The sequence below is a fragment of the Microbacterium lemovicicum genome (assembly GCF_003991875.1).
Lineage (GTDB): Bacteria > Actinomycetota > Actinomycetes > Actinomycetales > Microbacteriaceae > Microbacterium > Microbacterium lemovicicum.
In genome coordinates, this window is sequence record NZ_CP031423.1 from 750,998 (window position 1) to 768,683 (window position 17,686).

16 protein-coding genes are annotated in these 17,686 nt (G+C 70.0%); 8 read left to right on the forward strand and 8 right to left on the reverse strand.

The features are described 5' to 3' along the window. The first annotated feature begins 7 nt into the window (after positions 1 to 7). The 8 genes from CVS47_RS03460 to CVS47_RS03495 all read left to right on the forward strand — a co-directional run bounded on the left by CVS47_RS03460 (position 8) and on the right by CVS47_RS03495 (position 9,413). Positions 8 to 1,123, forward strand: coding sequence for a mannose-1-phosphate guanylyltransferase (locus CVS47_RS03460; RefSeq protein WP_127094837.1), 1,116 nt, complete (start codon positions 8 to 10; stop codon positions 1,121 to 1,123). 153 nt (positions 1,124 to 1,276) lie between these two features. After that, on the forward strand, positions 1,277 to 2,389 hold the full coding sequence (locus CVS47_RS03465; RefSeq protein WP_206502738.1) for a BMP family lipoprotein: 1,113 nt from the start codon (positions 1,277 to 1,279) through the stop codon (positions 2,387 to 2,389). 91 nt (positions 2,390 to 2,480) lie between these two features. Then, positions 2,481 to 3,998 (forward strand): ABC transporter ATP-binding protein, encoded by a 1,518-nt coding sequence (locus CVS47_RS03470; RefSeq protein WP_127094839.1) that lies wholly within the window; start codon positions 2,481 to 2,483, stop codon positions 3,996 to 3,998. Further along, a complete protein-coding gene (locus CVS47_RS03475; protein ID WP_127094840.1) occupies positions 3,995 to 5,290 on the forward strand; it encodes an ABC transporter permease in 1,296 nt (431 codons plus the stop codon). The genes CVS47_RS03470 and CVS47_RS03475 overlap by 4 nt, the downstream gene beginning before the upstream one ends. Beyond that, a complete protein-coding gene (locus CVS47_RS03480) occupies positions 5,290 to 6,570 on the forward strand; it encodes an ABC transporter permease (protein WP_127097173.1) in 1,281 nt (426 codons plus the stop codon). Before CVS47_RS03475 ends, CVS47_RS03480 begins: the two co-directional genes overlap by 1 nt. A gap of 2 nt (positions 6,571 to 6,572) precedes the next feature. After that, on the forward strand, positions 6,573 to 6,974 hold the full coding sequence (locus CVS47_RS03485; RefSeq protein ID WP_127094841.1) for a cytidine deaminase: 402 nt from the start codon (positions 6,573 to 6,575) through the stop codon (positions 6,972 to 6,974). Further along, positions 6,971 to 8,266 (forward strand): thymidine phosphorylase, encoded by a 1,296-nt coding sequence (locus CVS47_RS03490; protein ID WP_127094842.1) that lies wholly within the window; start codon positions 6,971 to 6,973, stop codon positions 8,264 to 8,266. Before CVS47_RS03485 ends, CVS47_RS03490 begins: the two co-directional genes overlap by 4 nt. Positions 8,267 to 8,297: 31 nt before the next feature. Next, entirely contained in the window at positions 8,298 to 9,413 is a 1,116-nt protein-coding gene (locus CVS47_RS03495; protein WP_127094843.1) for an adenosine deaminase, read from the forward strand. A 273-nt stretch (positions 9,414 to 9,686) separates the two neighbouring features. On the opposite strand, the gene CVS47_RS03500 is transcribed toward CVS47_RS03495, so the two are convergent. The 8 genes from CVS47_RS03500 to CVS47_RS03535 form a co-directional block, all read right to left on the reverse strand. Then, the gene (locus CVS47_RS03500; RefSeq protein WP_241240262.1) at positions 9,687 to 10,523 is read right to left on the reverse strand and encodes an endonuclease domain-containing protein; all 837 of its coding nucleotides are present in this window, start codon (positions 10,521 to 10,523) and stop codon (positions 9,687 to 9,689) included. Positions 10,524 to 11,097: 574 nt separating this feature from the next. Continuing rightward, entirely contained in the window at positions 11,098 to 11,829 is a 732-nt protein-coding gene (locus tag CVS47_RS03505; RefSeq protein ID WP_241240263.1) for an alpha/beta hydrolase, read from the reverse strand. 47 nt (positions 11,830 to 11,876) lie between these two features. Beyond that, the gene (locus tag CVS47_RS03510; RefSeq protein ID WP_127094844.1) at positions 11,877 to 13,028 is read right to left on the reverse strand and encodes a mannitol-1-phosphate 5-dehydrogenase; all 1,152 of its coding nucleotides are present in this window, start codon (positions 13,026 to 13,028) and stop codon (positions 11,877 to 11,879) included. Beyond that, complete coding sequence (locus tag CVS47_RS03515) at positions 13,028 to 13,465, reverse strand: PTS mannitol transporter subunit IIA (protein WP_127094845.1); 438 nt, start codon at positions 13,463 to 13,465, stop codon at positions 13,028 to 13,030. Before CVS47_RS03515 ends, CVS47_RS03510 begins: the two co-directional genes overlap by 1 nt. 103 nt (positions 13,466 to 13,568) lie before the next feature. Then, a complete protein-coding gene (locus CVS47_RS03520; RefSeq protein WP_127094846.1) occupies positions 13,569 to 15,239 on the reverse strand; it encodes a PTS mannitol transporter subunit IIBC in 1,671 nt (556 codons plus the stop codon). After that, positions 15,236 to 16,942, reverse strand: a complete 1,707-nt coding sequence (gene ptsP, locus CVS47_RS03525; RefSeq protein ID WP_127094847.1) for a phosphoenolpyruvate--protein phosphotransferase — start codon at positions 16,940 to 16,942, stop codon at positions 15,236 to 15,238. The genes CVS47_RS03520 and ptsP overlap by 4 nt, the downstream gene beginning before the upstream one ends. Positions 16,943 to 16,967: 25 nt before the next feature. Further along, a complete protein-coding gene (locus CVS47_RS03530; protein ID WP_127094848.1) occupies positions 16,968 to 17,243 on the reverse strand; it encodes an HPr family phosphocarrier protein in 276 nt (91 codons plus the stop codon). Between the two features lie 31 nt (positions 17,244 to 17,274). Beyond that, positions 17,275 to 17,601 carry a PTS sugar transporter subunit IIB gene (locus CVS47_RS03535; RefSeq protein WP_127094849.1) on the reverse strand — a complete coding sequence of 109 codons (327 nt, stop codon included), beginning with the start codon at positions 17,599 to 17,601 and terminating at the stop codon, positions 17,275 to 17,277. Positions 17,602 to 17,686 lie beyond the last annotated feature (85 nt).

Consider the following 17,686-nt stretch of genomic DNA (forward strand, 5'->3'; position numbering starts at 1 on the left):
GGTGCGCATGCCCGCATCCCTGGACGACTTCTACGCCGTGATCCCCGCCGGAGGCGTCGGCAGCCGGCTGTGGCCTCTCTCCCGCGCCGACGCGCCGAAGTTCCTGCACGACCTCACGGGCTCCGGGCACTCGCTGCTGCGCGACACCTGGGACCGCCTCGCGCCCCTGTCGGGCCCGGACCGGATCGCCGTCGTCACCGGACGCGCCCACCGCGCCGCCGTCGAGGCGCAGCTCCCCGGCATCGCCGACCACAACGTCTTCCTCGAGTCCGAGCCCCGCGACTCCGCCGCGGCGATCGGCTTGGCCGCCGCGATCCTGCACCGCCGCGAGCCCGACGTGGTCATCGGCTCCTTCGCCGCCGACCACGTCATCCGCAGCTCCCGCGTGTTCGAATTCGCCGTCCGCGACGCGGTGGAGGTGGCCCGCGAGGGCTACATCTGCACGATCGGCATCACCCCGTCGGAGCCCGCGGTCGGCTTCGGATACATCAAGAGAGGTGCGGAGCTGATCGTCGAGGGCGCCCGCGACGCGTCGCTCGTCGAGAGCTTCGTCGAGAAGCCCGATCTCGAGACCGCGAAGAAGTACGTGTCCGACCGCGACTACCTCTGGAACGCGGGCATGTTCATCACTCGCGCCGACGTGCTTCTCGCGGAGATCGCCGCCAACAACCCGAAGCTGCACGCCGGACTCCTGGAGCTGGCCGAGGCCTGGGACGACCGCGCGCTCCGCGGCCCCGCCGTCGACCGCATCTGGCCGACGCTGCCGAAGATCGCCATTGACTACGTCGTCGCCGAGCCCGCCGCCCAGAAGGGCAAGCTCGCGGTCGTCCCCGGCCACTTCGACTGGGACGACGTGGGCGACTTCGCGAGCCTGGCCAAGCTCAACTCCGGAGGCCGCAAGAACGACCTCGCGATCCTCGGCGAGAACGCGCGCATCCTGTCCGACGCGGCCAGCGGCATCGTCGTGACCCACACGAAGCGCGTCATCAGCGTCATCGGCGTGAAGGACATCGTCATCGTCGACACGGACGACGCCCTCCTGGTCACCACGAGCGAGCACGCGCAGCGGGTGAAGGGCGTCGTGGACGCCCTGAAGCTGACGGGTCGGGGAGACGTGCTCTGACGGATGCCGCGGGCCTGCCGTATGGCGGCTCTGTTGCGTCTTTGTAACCATTCGCCTGCACACCCGGATCGGGCATGCAAGGGCGAGGTCACAGTGGGTAATCTCGGCACCATTCGCCCGCGAGGTCCGCGGGCATCTGCACGTGGAGGCACAGTGACCATTTCGACCCGAAAGAGCGTGTTCGCCGGCCTGGCCGCCGTCAGCGTCGTCGTCGCCCTCGCAGGCTGCGGTTCCGCGCCCGCCGCCACCCCGACGTCGTCCGAGGCTGCAGGCGGAGGAGCCGTCGACGGCTTCAAGCCCTGCATGGTCTCCGACGCGGGTGGCTTCGACGACAAGTCGTTCAACCAGCTCGGCTTCGAGGGCATGGTCGCGGCATCCGACGCCCTGGGCGTCGAATACAAACAGGTGCAGTCCGACTCCGAGGCGGACTTCGCCCCCAACCTGACGAGTCTCGTCGACCAGAACTGCACGCTGATCATTACCGTCGGCTTCGCGCTCGCCTCGGCGGCGGGGGAGTCGGCCACGGCCAACCCCGACATCGAGTACGTTTCCATCGACGACGTGGTGGACAACGACTTCGACGGCAAGACCGACGCCGAGAACATCAAGCCCATCGTGTTCGACACCTCGCAGGCCGCGTTCCTCGCCGGCTACGCCGCGGCGTCCTACTCGGCTGACAAGGACAAGAAGGTCGGCACGTTCGGCGGTCAGAACTTCCCGACCGTCTCGATCTTCATGGACGGCTTCAAGCAGGGCGTCGAGTACTGGAACGCGCAGAAGAGCGACACCATCCAGGTGCTCGGCTGGGACGGCACGGACGGCCTGTTCACCGGTGCGTTCACCGCCAACCAGGACGCCATCAACGCGGCTCAGGGCCTCGTCGACCAGGGCGTGGACGTGCTCCTGCCCGTCGGCGGACCGATCTACCAGAGCGCAGCCTCGGTGATCCGCGCCTCCGGCCGCGACATCGCCCTCATCGGCGTGGACGCCGACGTCTACGAGACCGACCCCAGCGTCGCCGACCTGTTGCTGACCTCGGTCCGCAAGGGCATCGACGTGGGCGTCGAGGACGCCGTCAACGCCGCCGGCCAGGGAGAGTTCGACAACACCCCGTTCGTCGGCACGCTGGAGAACGACGGTGTCGGCCTGGCGCCGTTCCACGACTTCGAGTCGAAGATCTCGCCCGACCTCCAGGGTGAGCTGGACACCATCAGCGCCGGCATCATCGACGGGTCCATCCCCGTCACGTCGTACCTGAACCAGTAGCACCGCAGGGCAAAGGGGAGGTCGGGCGACCGGCCTCCCCCTTCTTCTGCCCTGGCATCCCCGACGACACCGCTCACTAGGATCGAGGACTATGAAGCTCGAACTCCGCGGCATCACCAAGCGGTTCGGCACCCTCATCGCCAACGACCACATCGACCTGGTGGTCCAGCCCGGCGAGATCCACTGCCTGTTGGGTGAGAACGGCGCGGGCAAGTCGACTCTGATGAACGTCCTGTACGGCCTGTACCGCGCAGACGAAGGATTCATCCTCCTCGACGATGAGGTGCAGAACTTCCAAGGACCCGGCGACGCCATGCGCGCCGGCATCGGCATGGTGCACCAGCACTTCATGCTCATCCCCGTGTTCACAGTGGCCGAGAACGTCATGCTCGGTCACGAGTCCACCAAGGCGGGAGGCCGCCTCGACGTCGAGTCCGCCCGCGCCCGCGTGCGGGAGATCTCCGACCGGTTCGGGTTCGACGTCGATCCCGATGCCCTCGTGGAGGATCTCCCGGTCGGCGTGCAGCAGCGCGTCGAGATCATCAAGGCACTCTCCCGCGACGCCCGCGTGCTCGTCTTCGACGAGCCGACCGCCGTGCTCACGCCGCAGGAGACCGACGAGCTGATGCTGATCATGCGTCAGCTCAAGGAGGCCGGCACCTCGATCGTCTTCATCACGCACAAGCTGCGCGAGGTGCGCGAGGTCGCGGACCGGATCACCGTCATCCGCCTCGGCAAGGTGATCGGCGAGGCCTCGCCCGATGCCACGAACGCCGAACTGGCCGAGCTGATGGTCGGCCGCGCGGTCGAGCTGACGGTGCACAAGGACGCCCCGACCCTCGGCGACCGCGCGCTCGTGGTGGACGATCTCACGGTCATCGACGCGAAGAACCAGGTTCTCGTCAGCGGCGTCAGCTTCGACGTGCGCGCAGGCGAGATCATCGCCATCGCCGGCGTACAGGGAAACGGGCAGACCGAGCTGACGCAGGCGCTCGTCGGCCTCGAGCAGCGGGTGACCGGGTCGATCACTCTGAACGGCACCGAGCTGGTGGGCTCCAGCGTCCGCGGCATCCTCGACGCAGGCGTGGGCTTCGTCCCGGAGGACCGCAAAGAGGACGGGCTCGTGGGCGGTATGACGATCGCCGAGAACCTCGTGCTCGACCGCACCGACGGACCGCCGTTCGTGCGCGGAGGCGGTCTGCGCCTCGGGTACATCGCCGAGTTCGCCGAGGAGAAGTTCCGCGAGTTCGACGTCCGCGGGCGTGGCATCGACACCCCCGTCGGCACCCTCTCCGGCGGCAACCAGCAGAAGGTCGTGCTGGCGCGCGAGCTGAGCCGCGATCTCTCCCTTCTCGTGGCCGCGCAGCCCACCCGGGGGGTGGATGTCGGCTCGATCGAATTCATCCACAAGCGCATCGTGGAGACGCGGGATGCCGGCATACCGGTCATCGTCGTCTCGACCGAACTGGACGAGGTGACCTCGCTGGCCGATCGCATCATCGTCATGTATCGAGGTCGGATCGTCGGCATAGTGCCGGGCGACACACCGCGTGGCGTCCTGGGGCTGATGATGGCCGGCGAAGTGCCCTCCGAAGGAGTCGCCGCATGAGCGAGAACCTCACGGGTGGGGCGCTCATCGGCCCATCCGCCCAGCTCCCGGCCGAGCCGCCCCCGCCCTCGAAGTGGCACGACACGTTCCTGCGGATCACCCAGGGCAATGCGATCATCTCGGTGCTCGCGGTGGTGCTCGCCCTTCTGGTCGGCGGAGTCATGATCGCCTTCACCGACGAGGACGTGCAGACGGCATCCGGCTACTTCTTCGCCCGACCGTTCGACACCATCTCCGCGGTCTGGAACGCCGTGTCCGGCGCCTACATCGCACTCTTCCAGGGGTCGATCTACAACTTCGGGGCGCCGACCTTCGAGCGCGGAATCCGTCCCCTCACCGAGACGCTCACATTCGCGACACCCTTGATCGCCGCGGGTCTCGGGGTCTCGCTCGCCTTCCGCATCGGCATGTTCAACATCGGCGGCCGCGGGCAGATGCTCATGGCCTCGGCTGCCGCAGGGTGGGTGGCGTTCTCGCTGGACCTTCCGTTCGGCATCCATCTCGCTGTCGCCCTCCTGGCCGGCCTCGCCGCCGGTGCGATCTGGGCAGGAATCGCGGGAGCGCTGAAGGCGTGGACAGGCGCGCACGAGGTCATCGTGACGATCATGCTCAACTACGTCGCCTTCTACCTGCTGTCCTTCATGCTCCGCACCCCCGGGCTGCTGCAGGCACCCGGCTCGAGCAACCCGAAGACGCCCCCGATGAAGGAGACCGCGGTGCTTCCGGACCTTCTCGGCCCGCAGTACAACCTGCATTTCGGCTTCGTCCTCGTGATCCTGGCCACGGTGCTGGTGTGGTGGATCCTGAGCCGTTCGAGCCTCGGGTTCAAATTCCGCGCCGTGGGTGAGAACCCCAACGCCGCACGGGTCGCCGGCATCAACGTCAAGAACATGTACATCTACGGCATGCTCATCGCCGGCGCGCTCATCGGCCTGGCCGGGGTGAACCAGGTGCTGGGCACGATCACGACCGGCTTCTCGTCCGACATTGACGCCGGCATCGGATTCGATGCGATCACCGTCGCGCTCCTGGGTCGTTCCACCCCGTGGGGCACCTTCGCCGCCGGCATCCTCTTCGGTGCCTTCAAGGCCGGCGGGTTCGCCATGCAGGCGGCCGAGCAGATCCCGATCGAGATCGTCGCGGTCGTCCAGGCGCTGATCGTGCTGTTCATCGCCGCGCCGCCGCTGGTGCGCACGATCTTCGGGCTGCCGTCGCCCGAGCGCGACCAGAAGCGTCAGCGCAAGGCCCGCGCCAAGCAGCTGCAGGCCGAGGCAAGAACGGTGGTGAAGTGATGACGACCGCCGGTACCGCGGGACTGCTCACACGGGCGCCCGAGCAGGCATCGATCCGCAGCTGGAAAGCGCCGATCTCCCTCGTGGTGTTCACCGCTCTCTACGTGCTCCTCATCAGCGCTGCCGCGCGCGACGGGGTCTCGACATTCCGCCTGTCCACCGACGCCGACGCGATTCAGCTGCCGTCGCTGTCGGTACCCGTCGGGCCGGCGGCCTGGGTCGCCGGACTGCTCCTGCTGGTGCTCACCGGAGTGGCCTTCGCCCTGGTGCAGCGTCGCTTGCGCACCCCGCTGTGGCTCATCATCGTCTACATCCTCGTCGCCGTCTTCGGGTTCCTGACGTGGGCCATCGCCGGAGCTGCCATCCCGGTCGCCGGCCTGCTCGCCGGTGCGGTGGCCCTGGCCATCCCGCTCATATACGGCGCACTGGCTGGAGTGATCGGTGAGCGCGCAGGTGTGGTGAACATCGCGATCGAGGGTCAGCTGCTGGCCGGCGCCTTCAGCGCCGCGGTCGTGTCGACCATCACCGGGCAGCCCCTCCTGGGCATGGTGGCCGCGATGATCGCGGGCGTCCTGGTCGCCGCGGTGCTGGCGGCGTTCGCCATCAAGTACCTCGTCGACCAGGTGATCGTCGGCGTCGTGCTGAACGTGCTCGTCGCGGGTCTCACGAGCTTCCTTTACTCGCAGGTGCTTCAGCCCAATCAGGCGACCTTGAACACCCCGCCGCGGTTCGACCGACTCCCGATCCCGCTGCTCAGCGAGATTCCCATCCTCGGTCCGGTTCTCTTCCGCCAGACGATCATCGTGTATCTGATGTACATCGCCGTCGCAGTGGTGTGGTTCGCCATGTTCCGCACCCGTTGGGGTCTGCGTCTGCGGGCCGTCGGCGAGCATCCGCAGGCCGCCGACACGGTCGGCATCAACGTCAACGCGACGCGCTTCTGGAACGTCCTGCTGGCGGGGGCGATCGCGGGGCTCGGCGGCACCGTGTTCACCATCGGCAACGGCATCGCTTTCAACAAGGAGATGACCGCGGGAGCAGGCTTCATCGCGCTGGCCGCGGTGATCTTCGGGCAGTGGGACCCCATCCGAGCGACCCTGGCGGCGCTGCTGTTCGGCTTCGCCTCCAGCCTTCAGAGCACCCTCAGCGTCATCGGCTCGCCGGTGCCGAGCGAGTTCATGCTCATGCTCCCGTACCTCGTGACCATCTTCGTCGTCGCCGGTGTCGTCGGACGCTCCCGCGCTCCTGCCGCCGACGGCCAGCCATACATCAAGGGATGACAGTGACCGACATCGACTGGGATGAACTCCGTGCCGTGGCCACCGACGCGATGGAGCGGGCGTACGCGCCGTATTCGCGCTACCGGGTCGGCGCCGCAGCCCTCGTGAGCGACGGACGCATCGTCTCCGGATGCAACGTCGAGAACGCCTCGTACGGCGTCGGCCTCTGCGCCGAGTGCGCCCTCGTCGGAGACCTGCACATGTCGGGCGGCGGGCAGCTCGTCGCGTTCGTCTGCGTCAACAACGACGGACAGACGATCATGCCGTGCGGACGCTGCCGTCAGCTGCTCAACGAGTTCGCGCTGCCCGGGATGCTGCTCGAGACCGTGTCGGGGATCCGCACCATCGACGAGGTGCTGCCCGACGCCTTCGGCCCGCGCGACCTCGAGGACGCCGCGCGGTGAGCTCCGGGGTCGAAGCGTTCGACGCCGTCGACGTCATCCGCGCGAAGCGCGACGGCGGAGCCGTGCCCGAAGACGCGCTGCGGTGGATGGTCGATGCGTACACGCGCGGCTACGTCGCCGACTCGCAGATGGCCTCCTTCGCGATGGCCGTGCTCCTCAACGGCATGGAGCGCGACGAGATCCGCGTGATGACCGACGCGATGATCGCCTCGGGGGAGCGCATGAGCTTCGCCGGCCTGGGGAAGCGCACGGTCGACAAGCACTCCACCGGCGGGGTGGGCGACAAGATCACCCTTCCGCTGGCTCCGCTCGTGGCATCCTTCGGCGTCGCCGTGCCCCAGCTGTCGGGCCGCGGCCTCGGCCACACCGGTGGCACGCTCGACAAGCTCGAGGCGATCCCCGGCTGGCGCGCGGCGCTGTCCAACGACGAGATGACCGCCCAGCTGCGCGACGTCGGCGCGGTCATCTGCGCCGCGGGCTCCGGGCTCGCCCCCGCCGACAAGAAGCTCTATGCGCTCCGGGACGTGACGGGCACGGTCGAGGCGATCCCGCTGATCGCGTCGAGCATCATGTCGAAGAAGATCGCCGAGGGCACCGACGCGCTCGTGCTCGACGTGAAGTTCGGCTCCGGCGCCTTCATGCGCGACGTCGACCGTGCGCGCGAGCTCGCCCGCACCATGGTCGCGCTCGGCACCGACTCGGGCGTGGCCACCACCGCGCTGCTCACCGACATGAACACGCCGCTGGGCCTGGCGATCGGCAACGCGAACGAGGTCCGCGAGTCGGTCGAGGTGCTCGCCGGCGGCGGCCCCACCGACGTGGTCGAGCTCACTCTCGCGCTGGCGCGCGAGATGCTCGCGCTCGCCGGGCAGCCCGATGCCGACGTCGAGGCCGCTCTGGCCGACGGACGGGCGATGGACGCGTGGCGCCGGATGATCCGCGCGCAGGACGGCGATCCGGATGCCGCACTGCCTCAGCCCCGCGAGACGCATGTGGTCGCGGCATCTGCCGACGGCTTCGTCTCGCGCATGGAGGCACTGCCCTTCGGCATCGCCGCGTGGCGCCTCGGCGCCGGACGTGCGCGCGCGGAGGATGCCGTGCTGCACGCCGCGGGCATAGACCTGCTGGTCAAGCCGGGCGACGCCGTGCGCGCGGGCCAGCCGCTCTTCACCCTGCTCGGGCATGACGACACGCGCTTCGAGCGTGCCCTCGACGCCCTGGAGGGCGCGTGGGAGATCGGCGACACCCCGCCCGCCGCCGCCCCGCTCGTCCTCGAGCGCATCACCGCCTGACCCAACCCACCTCTACCCCGGGAGCACCACGATGCCCATCGACCAGAACGGCGATGCCCTCGTCGAGGGCGTGTCGATCCGCCGCCTGCCCAAGATCTCGCTGCACGACCACCTCGACGGGGCGCTGCGGCCGGCGACCATCGTCGAGCTCGGCGATGCCGTCGGCCTCGACCTCCCCGTGGCCGACGCCGACGGCCTCGGCACGTGGATCGGCGAGCAGAGCGACTCCGGTTCGCTCGTCGAGTACCTGAAGACGTTCGACCTGACCACGGCCGTCATGCAGACCCGCGAAGGCCTCACGCGCGTCGCGCGCGAGTTCGTCGAGGACCTCGCCGAGGACGGCGTGATCTACGGCGAGGTGCGCTGGGCCCCCGAGCAGCATGTCGGCGGCGGTCTGTCGCTGGAGGAGGCCGTCGAGGCGGTCCAGGACGGGATCGAGGAGGGAGAGGATGCTGCGGAGCGGGCAGGCCGCGACATCCGCGTCGGTCAGCTGATCACCGCGATGCGCCACACCGACCGGTCGCTCGAGATCGCGAAGCTCGCTGTCGCCTTCCGTGGGCGCGGCGCCGTCGGCTTCGACATCGCCGGTCCCGAGGACGGCTTCCCGCCGTCGCGGCTCCGCGACGCATTCGAGTACCTCGCATCGGAGTTCTTCCCGACGACCGTGCACGCCGGCGAGGCCGCCGGGCTCGACTCCATCCGCTCGGCGCTGGTCGACGGCCGCGCGCTGCGCCTGGGCCACGGCGTGCGGATCGCGGAGGACCTCGAGGTCGTCTCGCGCGCCGGCGAAGAGGTGCTCGTGCAGTTCGGCGACCTGGCTCGCTGGGTGCGCGACCGGGAGATCCCGCTCGAGCTGTCGCCGTCGTCGAACCTGCAGACCGGGGCCATCGAGCGCTGGGGCACGGAGCTCGGCGACCACCCGTTCGACCTGCTGTATCAGCTGGGTTTCGCGGTCACGGTGAACGTGGACAACCGCACCATGAGCCGCACGTCGCTGACGCGCGAGCTCGCGCTGCTGGTCGAGACCTTCGAGTACGACCTGGCCGACCTCGAGGCGTTCCAGCTGAACGCCGCCGCAGGCGCCTTCCTGCCCGTCGAGGAGCGCGAGGAGCTCATCGAGCTGATCGCCGACGGCTTCGACCGCTGACCGGCTGGACGGGCCACCCGTTCGTCCCGCTCGTTGGGTTGGGGATCGGCCCGTTCGTTGGGTGGGGGATCCGCCCGTTCGTTGGGCGGGGCAGTGCCCGTCTGGCGGCGGGCCCCGGAGGCGCGCAACTCCACGGGTCGCGCTGGTTTACGGCCCGTCTCGCGGCGGGCCCGGAGGTGCGAAACTCCACGGGTCGCGCCGGTTTACGGCCCGCAGGCGTCGTTGCGCCCGGCATCATGCGCAATTCCGTGGAGTTCCCGCAGACCCGCCGGCTCAGCGGCTGTGCGAGAGGACGGCCTGCAGCATCGCGCGCAGCTCGTCGGGGCGGTACATGATGTCTTCCGCCAGGAGCCGGATCGTCGTGTAGCCGAGTCCGGCGGCGACGAGGTCGCGGCGCCTGTCGCGCTTCTGCGCAGCCCAGCCTTCGTGGAACGCCAGGCTGTCGCACTCGACGATGAGCCACCCGTCCACCACGAGGTCGACGCGTCCGACGCCGCGCAGCGTGACCTGGATGGCGACCTGGCAGCCCAGCGAGCGAAGAAGAAGTCGGACGAGGGTCTCCGGCCCGGCTTCGCTCCGTGGGTCCAGCAGCGGACGAAGGGCGCGGAATCTCCGCGGGAGACGCGCGAAGACACTCTCGACTCCGTTCTCATCCACCAACCCGAGGTGCCAGGCGCTGTCCAAGGTCGCGATGGCGTCGCGCGGCGTCTGGCATCGACATGCCTGCGCGAGGGCTTCGACGAGGTCTGCGCACATCGCCTCGCGGCGCACGTGTGTGGAACGCCAGTGGGCTCGTGTCGTGCCCGGGCGCAGAGGAAGTCGCGTCGTCCCAGGCTCGAACTGCAGGTGCAGATGGTGACGCGTGCGGACGAAGACGCCGAGCTCTGCGAGCAGCGAGACGCAGTCGAGCCTGCCGCCGAGCCGGCCTGCCTCCACAAGCGAGGCGTGTGTTCCGGCACGCACGTAGCGTCCGCGTCGCAGACGGAGCAGTGATCCGTCCGCGACGAGCGCGGCACGCGTCTGTCGCTTCACGCCGGCCCGAGCGAGGGCGGACGGCGGCAGATACTCCGCCGACAACAGGTCGACGGCGGTCGGGCCGGCGGCTGTCATCCCCGTAGGCAAGCAGACACAGCCCCACCGCCACCTTGGGCCTGCTCCGATCCGTGGACACCGGCCGACCAGGACGAGCGGGGGAGGATTCCAGAGTCAGCCCGTGCGGCCGGAGGAGTCAGCAGGGGATGACGGCATCGGCGGCGGAGCCTCGAGGGCGACACCGGCTTCAGCGGCGGAGCCGGTGCAACTCCACGGAATCGGCTGGCTGACGCGTCCGCGACCTGCCCGTCACCGCGTGTCGGCGCCAATCCGTGGAGTTAGATCCAGCGTCCGGCTAGCGCGCGGAGCGCGAGAGGGGGGCCGGTGTGGTGAAGCCGGCGAAGGGCGGTGTGGTCACCCCGCGGGGGCCGGTGTGGTCGAGCCGGTGAGGGCGCCGTGGTCGAGCCAGAAAAGGGCGGTGTGGTTAGCCCGCGGGAGGCCGGTGTGGTCGAGCGGGGGAGGGCGCCGTGGTCGAGCCCGGCGACGCGGCGCGGTCAGCCGGCGGGCAGCCGGTGTGGTCGAGCCCGGCGACGCGGCGCGGTCAGCCGGCCGGCGACGCGGCGCGGTCAGCCGGCGGGAGAGGGCGGCGCGGTCAGCCGGCGGGGGAGAGGGAGGCGGCGAAGGTGCCGACCAGCTCCGTCAGCCGCGCGGTCATGGCGGCGTCGTCGATCGTGGGGGTGCCGTCGCCGGTCTGCGGGCCGTAGTCCCCGAACGACGCGTGCGAGGCGCCGTCGATCTGGACGAGCTGGGCGTCGGCGGGCAGCGCGCCCCGGGCATCCGCGATCTTCTCCGGCGTCGACAGCCCGTCGTCGCTGCCGCCGATGCTGAGCACCGGCAGGTCGGTGCCGGACAGGTCGTTCGCGCAGTAGCTGCCGAACAGCACCAGCCCGTCGGCGTCGCCGGCGAGCTGGCACGCCCGCACACCCCCGAGCGAGTGGCCGCCCACCATCCAGCGCTCGACACCGGGCGCGGCGTCGGTGAACGCCGAGAGCGGCCGCAGGTCGAAGAACGCGAGATTCAGCGTCGGGCGGGTGATGACGACGGTGAGGCCGTCGTCGGCGACGAGTCCGGACAGCTTCGCGGCGTAGGCGAGCGGGTCGACCTTCGCACCGGGGATGAACACCAGCCCCTCGTCACCACCGCCGGACGCGGGGGTCATGACGATCGAGTCGCCCGAATCGTCCAGCACAATCGCCGGGTCGTCGCGCACCGCTTGCAGCGGGCCGGGCTCGGCGCCCATGACGCCGATGTTGGCGTAGAGGAGGAGGGCGACGATCACCAGTACGATCAGCCCGACGAGAACAGATCCGATCCAGATCAGCACCCGCCGACCGCGCCGGCGACCGCGCGGCTCCGCCGCCCCCTCCGTCGTCACGCCAGCTCGGCCTGTCGCGCCGCGACGACGGCCTCCACCTGCGAGAAGAGCGGATGCTGCGGCTCCAGCCCCGTGACGGCGGCGGTGAAGGTCGCGGCATCCTGTTCGCGGATCTGCCGCTGCAGATCGACCGACTGCGCGTCCTCGTCGTCATCGAACGCGAGCGCGGCGCCCATCGCTCCGACCAGCGCGGCGGTGTCCAGTCCGCGCTCGGCGGCCTCGGCGGCGGGACCGACGAAGCGCTCGTGCCGCGACAGCTTGCGCAGCGGCTGGCGCCCCACCCGCCAGACGGTGTCGGGCAGAAGCGGGTTCGCGAAGCGGCGCAGGATCGTCGCCCGGTACTCGGCCTGGGTGACGGGGTCGAGCTCGTGCTTGGCCACGAGCAGGGCCGACGTCTCCTCGAGCACAGCCTCGACCTGGGCGGCGATCGTCGGCTCGGCGAGGGCATCCGAGATCTTCTCGACCCCCGCGAGCGCGCCGAAGTACGCCGTCGTGGCGTGCCCGGTGTTGACGGTGAAGAGCTTCCGCTCGATGTAGGGCTCGAGGTCGTCGACGAAGTGCGCGCCGGGGATCGACGGCGGGTCGTCGCCGAAGGGCGGGCGCTCGATCGCCCACTCGTAGAACGGCTCGACGGTGACGTCAACGCCGCCGCCCTCGGGCTGCCCCGGCACGATGCGGTCGACTGCGGTGTTGGCGAAGACCGCCCGGCCGGACAGCTCCGGCCAGTCGTCGCCGGCGAGCTCGACGATCGCGTCGCGCAGGATGTCGGTGGCGTTGATGGCGTTCTCGCACGCCATCACCTGCAGCGGCCGCGACTGCAGGTCGCGCAGCGCGAGCGCCGCCACGATGTGCGGCGCGACGAACTTGAGGATCGTCGGGCCGACGGCGGTCGTGACGATGTCGGCTGTCGAGATCTCGTCGACGACCTTTCCGGGCTCCTCCGCGCTGTTGACGGCGCGGAAGCCGGTCACGACGGTGTCGCCGCCGCCCTCGCCGACCGCGTGGACGGTGTACTCGGAGGCCGCGTTGATCGCGTCGACGAGCGGCGCGGCGACGTCCGAGAAGACCAGCTCGTAGCCGCCCTCGTGCAGCAGCAGGCCGACGAAGCCGCGGCCGATGTTGCCGGCGCCGAAGTGGACCGCCTTCATCAGACGCCCGCGGCCGACACCAGCGCGAACAGCTCTTCCGGCGTCTGCGCCTGCTTCAGCTTGGCGACCTCGTCCTCGTCGGAGAACAGGATCGCGATCTGCGACAGGATCTCGAGGTGCTCGTCGCCCTTGCCGGCGATGCCGACGACGAAGGTGACGGGCTCGCCGCCCCAGTCCACGCCGCCGTCGTAGCGGACGACCGACAGGGCGGACTCGAGGATCGCGGCCTTCGTCTCGTTGGTGCCGTGGGGGATGGCGAGCTCGTTGCCCATGTAGGTCGAGACGGTCACCTCGCGCTGCTGCATCGCGTCGAAGTACGCGCTGGTGACGGCGCCGACGGACTCGAGGATGTCGGCGGCCTCCTTCATCGCCTCTTCGCGGGAAGCTCCGCCCGAGTGGATCCGGACCTGGCCGAGGCTCAGGACATCACGTGCCATGGTGTCGCCTTTCATTGGGTGGATGCCGCGGCATCCGCTTCTCACGGAGATGACTGCGGGGCCGGGGGCGTCTCGCCGCCCGGCCCCGCAGCGATGTCATCTTCTATGCACCATCCTGGTGCTGGTCGCGGACCAGGTCCACGACCTCTTCGTACTTCGGGGAATTCATGAAGTTGTCCACCGAGACATGGATGGCCTCAGGGGACTTCTGACGTGCCCGATCGGTGAGCTGGTTCTGCGTGATGATGAGGTCGGCGCTGCCGTCGAGGTTCGCGATCGCCTGGTTGACGACCGTGACGCCCTCGATGCCCGCCTTCTTCATCTTGTTGCGCAGGACGCTCGCGCCCATCGCTGACGAGCCCATGCCCGCGTCGCACGCGAAGACGATGCTGCGCACCTGCTTGGTGGTCAGCAGACCGCCGTCTTCACGACCGCCGGACGCGGCCTGCGTCTCGAGCTTGTCGAGCGCCGAGTCCGCGTCGCGCTCGGCGGCGTCGTCCCGTCCGCGAGAGGAGCGGAGCGCGTCCATGGCCACAGACGCCTTGCCCTTGTTCGCCTCGGTCTGCGCGATCGCGGCACCGAACGAGTCGCCCTCGGCGAGCAGATCGCGCTTGCGCGAGGCCCTCAGGATGACAGCGGCCACCAGGAAGCTGACCGCCGCGGCGAGGACCACCGACAGGTAGACGACGACGAGGTTGCCCACGCCGGGTCCGATGCCGGCGGCGCTCACGGCGATGATGCTGCCGGGAGCCGCGGGGAAGGCCAGACCTCCGCCGAGCAGCGCGTTGGTGGCGACACCGGTCGCACCGCCCGCGATGAGCGCGAGGATGGTCATGGGCTTGGCCAGCGCGTACGGGAAGTAGATCTCGTGGATGCCGCCGAAGAACTGGATCACGATCGCGCCGGGGGCGGATGCCTTCGCGGCGCCGACTCCGAAGAACGTGAACGCCAGCAGCAGACCCAGACCGGGGCCGGGGTTGGCCTCGATGAGGAACAGGATCGACTTGCCGGTGTCGGCGGCCTGCTCGATGCCGAGCGGGGTGAAGACACCGTGGTTGATGGCGTTGTTGAGGAACAGCACCTTCGCGGGCTCGACGATGATCGACAGCAGCGGGAGCAGGCCGAGCGAGACGAGCCAGGCCACCGCGGCGCCGAGCACCGTGGAGATGCCGAGCATGATCGGTCCGAACACGAAGAAGCCGATGATGGCCAGGATCATGCCGAGGATGCCGGCGGAGAAGTTGTTCACCAGCATCTCGAAGCCGGGCTTGATCTTGCCGTCCCAGATGCGGTCCATCTGCTTGGTGGCGTAGGCCGCGATCGGGCCCATGATCATCGCGCCGAGGAACATCGGGATGTCGGTGCCGACGATGACGCCCATCACGGCGATGGTCGCGACGACCCCACCGCGCTCGCCGTAGACCATGCGGCCGGCGGTGTTGGCGATGAGGAGCGGCAGGAGGTAGGTGACCATCGGGCCGACGAGGCCCACGTAGGCGCTGACGTCACCGGCAGCGAGCTGCGTCATGGCGCCGTTCCAGCCGATGACGGCCGGGTCGCCGCCACCGCCGATGATCTCGGCCACGGGTGCCCAGTGCCAGCCGAAGGGGCTGTTGGCACCGAAGAAGCCGGCCGGGATGAAGAGCATCGTGATGAAGCCCCAGGCGATGAACGCCGCGATGTTGGGCATGATCATGCCCGAGAGGAATGTGCCGAAGCGCTGGACCGCGACGCGCGCGCCCCCGGGCTTCTTCGTGGCTGACGCCGTCGTCATTGCTGTGTCTCCTTCGATTCCGGGGTGTCTCCCTCAGCGGGAGGGTTCTCGTGGGCGGCAGCGGCTTGCGCCGCCGACCGTGCCCCCGCCGCGTCGTCCGCGGAGAGGGCGGCCTCGGCGATGACTCGGGCATCGTCGAGGGTGTGCTGCAGAAGAGTGGCCCGCACGTCGGCGAGAGCGGTGGGCGCCATGGACAGGGATGTTGCACCGAGGCCGACGAGCACGACGGCCAGCAGAGGATCTGCGGCGGCCTCGCCGCAGATCCCGACCGGCTTGCCGAGCGCGCGCCCCGCGGCGCCCACCTCACGGATGAGTCGGAGGACGGCGGGATGCCACGGGTCCTGGAAGCCGGCGACGGAGCCCAGGAGGCGGTCGGCGGCCAGGGTGTACTGGGTGAGGTCGTTCGTTCCGATCGAGGCGAAGTCGGCGTGCTTCAGCACGCGATCGGCCAGGAGCGCGGAGGACGGCACCTCGACCATGACGCCGGCGGTCTTGATGCCGTAGTCGCGGGCCAGGGCGGTGAAGTACGTCGTCTCCTCCACCGTGGCCACCATCGGCGCCATCACCCACAGATCGGCCGCGGTCGCCGCATCCGCCTGCGCCAACGCGGTGAGCTGTTCGCGGAGGATGTCCTCGCTGGCGCGCAGGGCGCGGATGCCGCGGAGCCCCAGCGCGGGGTTCTCCTCGTGCGCGTCATTGAGGAAGGCGAGCGGCTTGTCGGCGCCGGCGTCCAGCACGCGCACGACGACCTTCTTGCCGGGGAAGGCCGCGAGAAGCTGCGTGTACGACTCCCGCTGCTGCTCGACCGTGGGTGCCTGGTTGGCGCTGAGGAACAGGAACTCGGTGCGGAACAGGCCCACGCCCTCCGCTCCCAGGGCCACGGCCTCGGCGGCGCCCTCGGGCTTGCCCAGGTTGGCGAGCAGGGGGACGGCGGTGCCGTCGGCCAGGGCGCCGTCGGTGATCGGCGCGGTCGCCGCCGACGCGCGGTCGGCGGCGCGGTTCGCGGCCTGGCTGAGCTCGTCGGCGCTCGGCTCGACCGTGACGACGCCCTTCGCGGCATCCACGATCACGGTCTGTCCGTCGAGGAGGCCCTTGGCCTCCACCGCACCCACCACGGCGACGATCGACTTCTCGCGGGCGAGGATCGCCGTGTGCGACGTCGGTCCACCCTCGGTGGTGATGAGGGCCAGCACCTTGTCGAGGTCGAGGAGGGCGGTGTCGGCCGGCGCGAGGTCTTTCGCGACCAGGACGAACGGATGCCCCGGGTCGGGCACGCCGGGGGCGGCGACGCCCCGCAGCCGCGCGATCACGCGCTGGGCGACGTCGTCGAGGTCGGCGGCGCGCTCGCCCAGGTAGCCGCCCATGGCGGTGAGGGTGTCGCGGAACGTCGCGAACGCGTCGAACACCGCCCATTCGGCGGTGCGGCCCTGCGCGATGCGCGCGGCGATCTCGTCGGCGAGGCTCGGGTCCTCCGCCATCATCGCCTGCGCCTCCAGGACGTCCTGCGCCGCGCCGCCCGCCTGTGCTCCGCGGGCCTCGAGCTCGCGCGCGACGGCGGCGACGGCGTCCGTCACGCGGGCCGTCTCCTCGTCGGGCGTCGCGGTGCTCGGTGCGTCGCTCGGAGCCGGCAGCGGCTCCGCCATCCGGGCGACCGGTCCCTGGGCCACGCCCAGTCCGATGCCCACGCCTCTCAGCTCTGCCATCGTCCGTCCTCCTTCTCGCGTGATCTCACGCTGCGTCGTGGTCGGTGGTGAGGAGCTCGGCAAGCCTGTCGAGCACCGTCTCCGCGTCGTCTCCGTCGGCAGTCAGGGTGACGTAGTCGCCCTGCTCGACACCGAGGGCGATGACCCCGAGGATGCTGGCGGCGTTGATCGGCGCACCCGCATCCTTCGCGACGGTGACGGGGATGCCGGAATCCTTCGCGGCCTGCGCGAACATCTTCGCCGGGCGGGCGTGCAGCCCATGGGCGGAGCCGATCCGCACGGTGCGGGTGAGCTGGGGCATGTCCGTGTCCTCTCGTCGTTGCAGTGGTGGGTCAGGATCCGGCGGCGAGCTGTCCGCCCGCGACCGCGTCGCGGACGAGGCTCAGCGTCCTCGACCCGTCCAGATCCGTGAAGATGTCGGGCGGCAGGAGCACCACCGTGGTTCCCCGGGCCGCGGCATCCCGTTCGATGCGGGGGAGCGCATGCGACAGGTGCGGTCCGACGAGGACCACGTCCGCGGAATCGAGATCGATCGGAAGAGAGAGCTCGGTGCCGGCGGAGGCGCTGTACGGCAGACCCCGTTCGTGCGCGGCACGCCGCACACGCTGAGCGACGAACGTACTGGACGCTCCCGCTCCACAGACCACAAGGATCCTCATCGACCCGCCTCCTGCGTCCATTGTTGTGAATCGGCTGAGAGTGGACAACCAGGGTGGTTTCCGCCCCCGCGGAATGCCGGGGCGT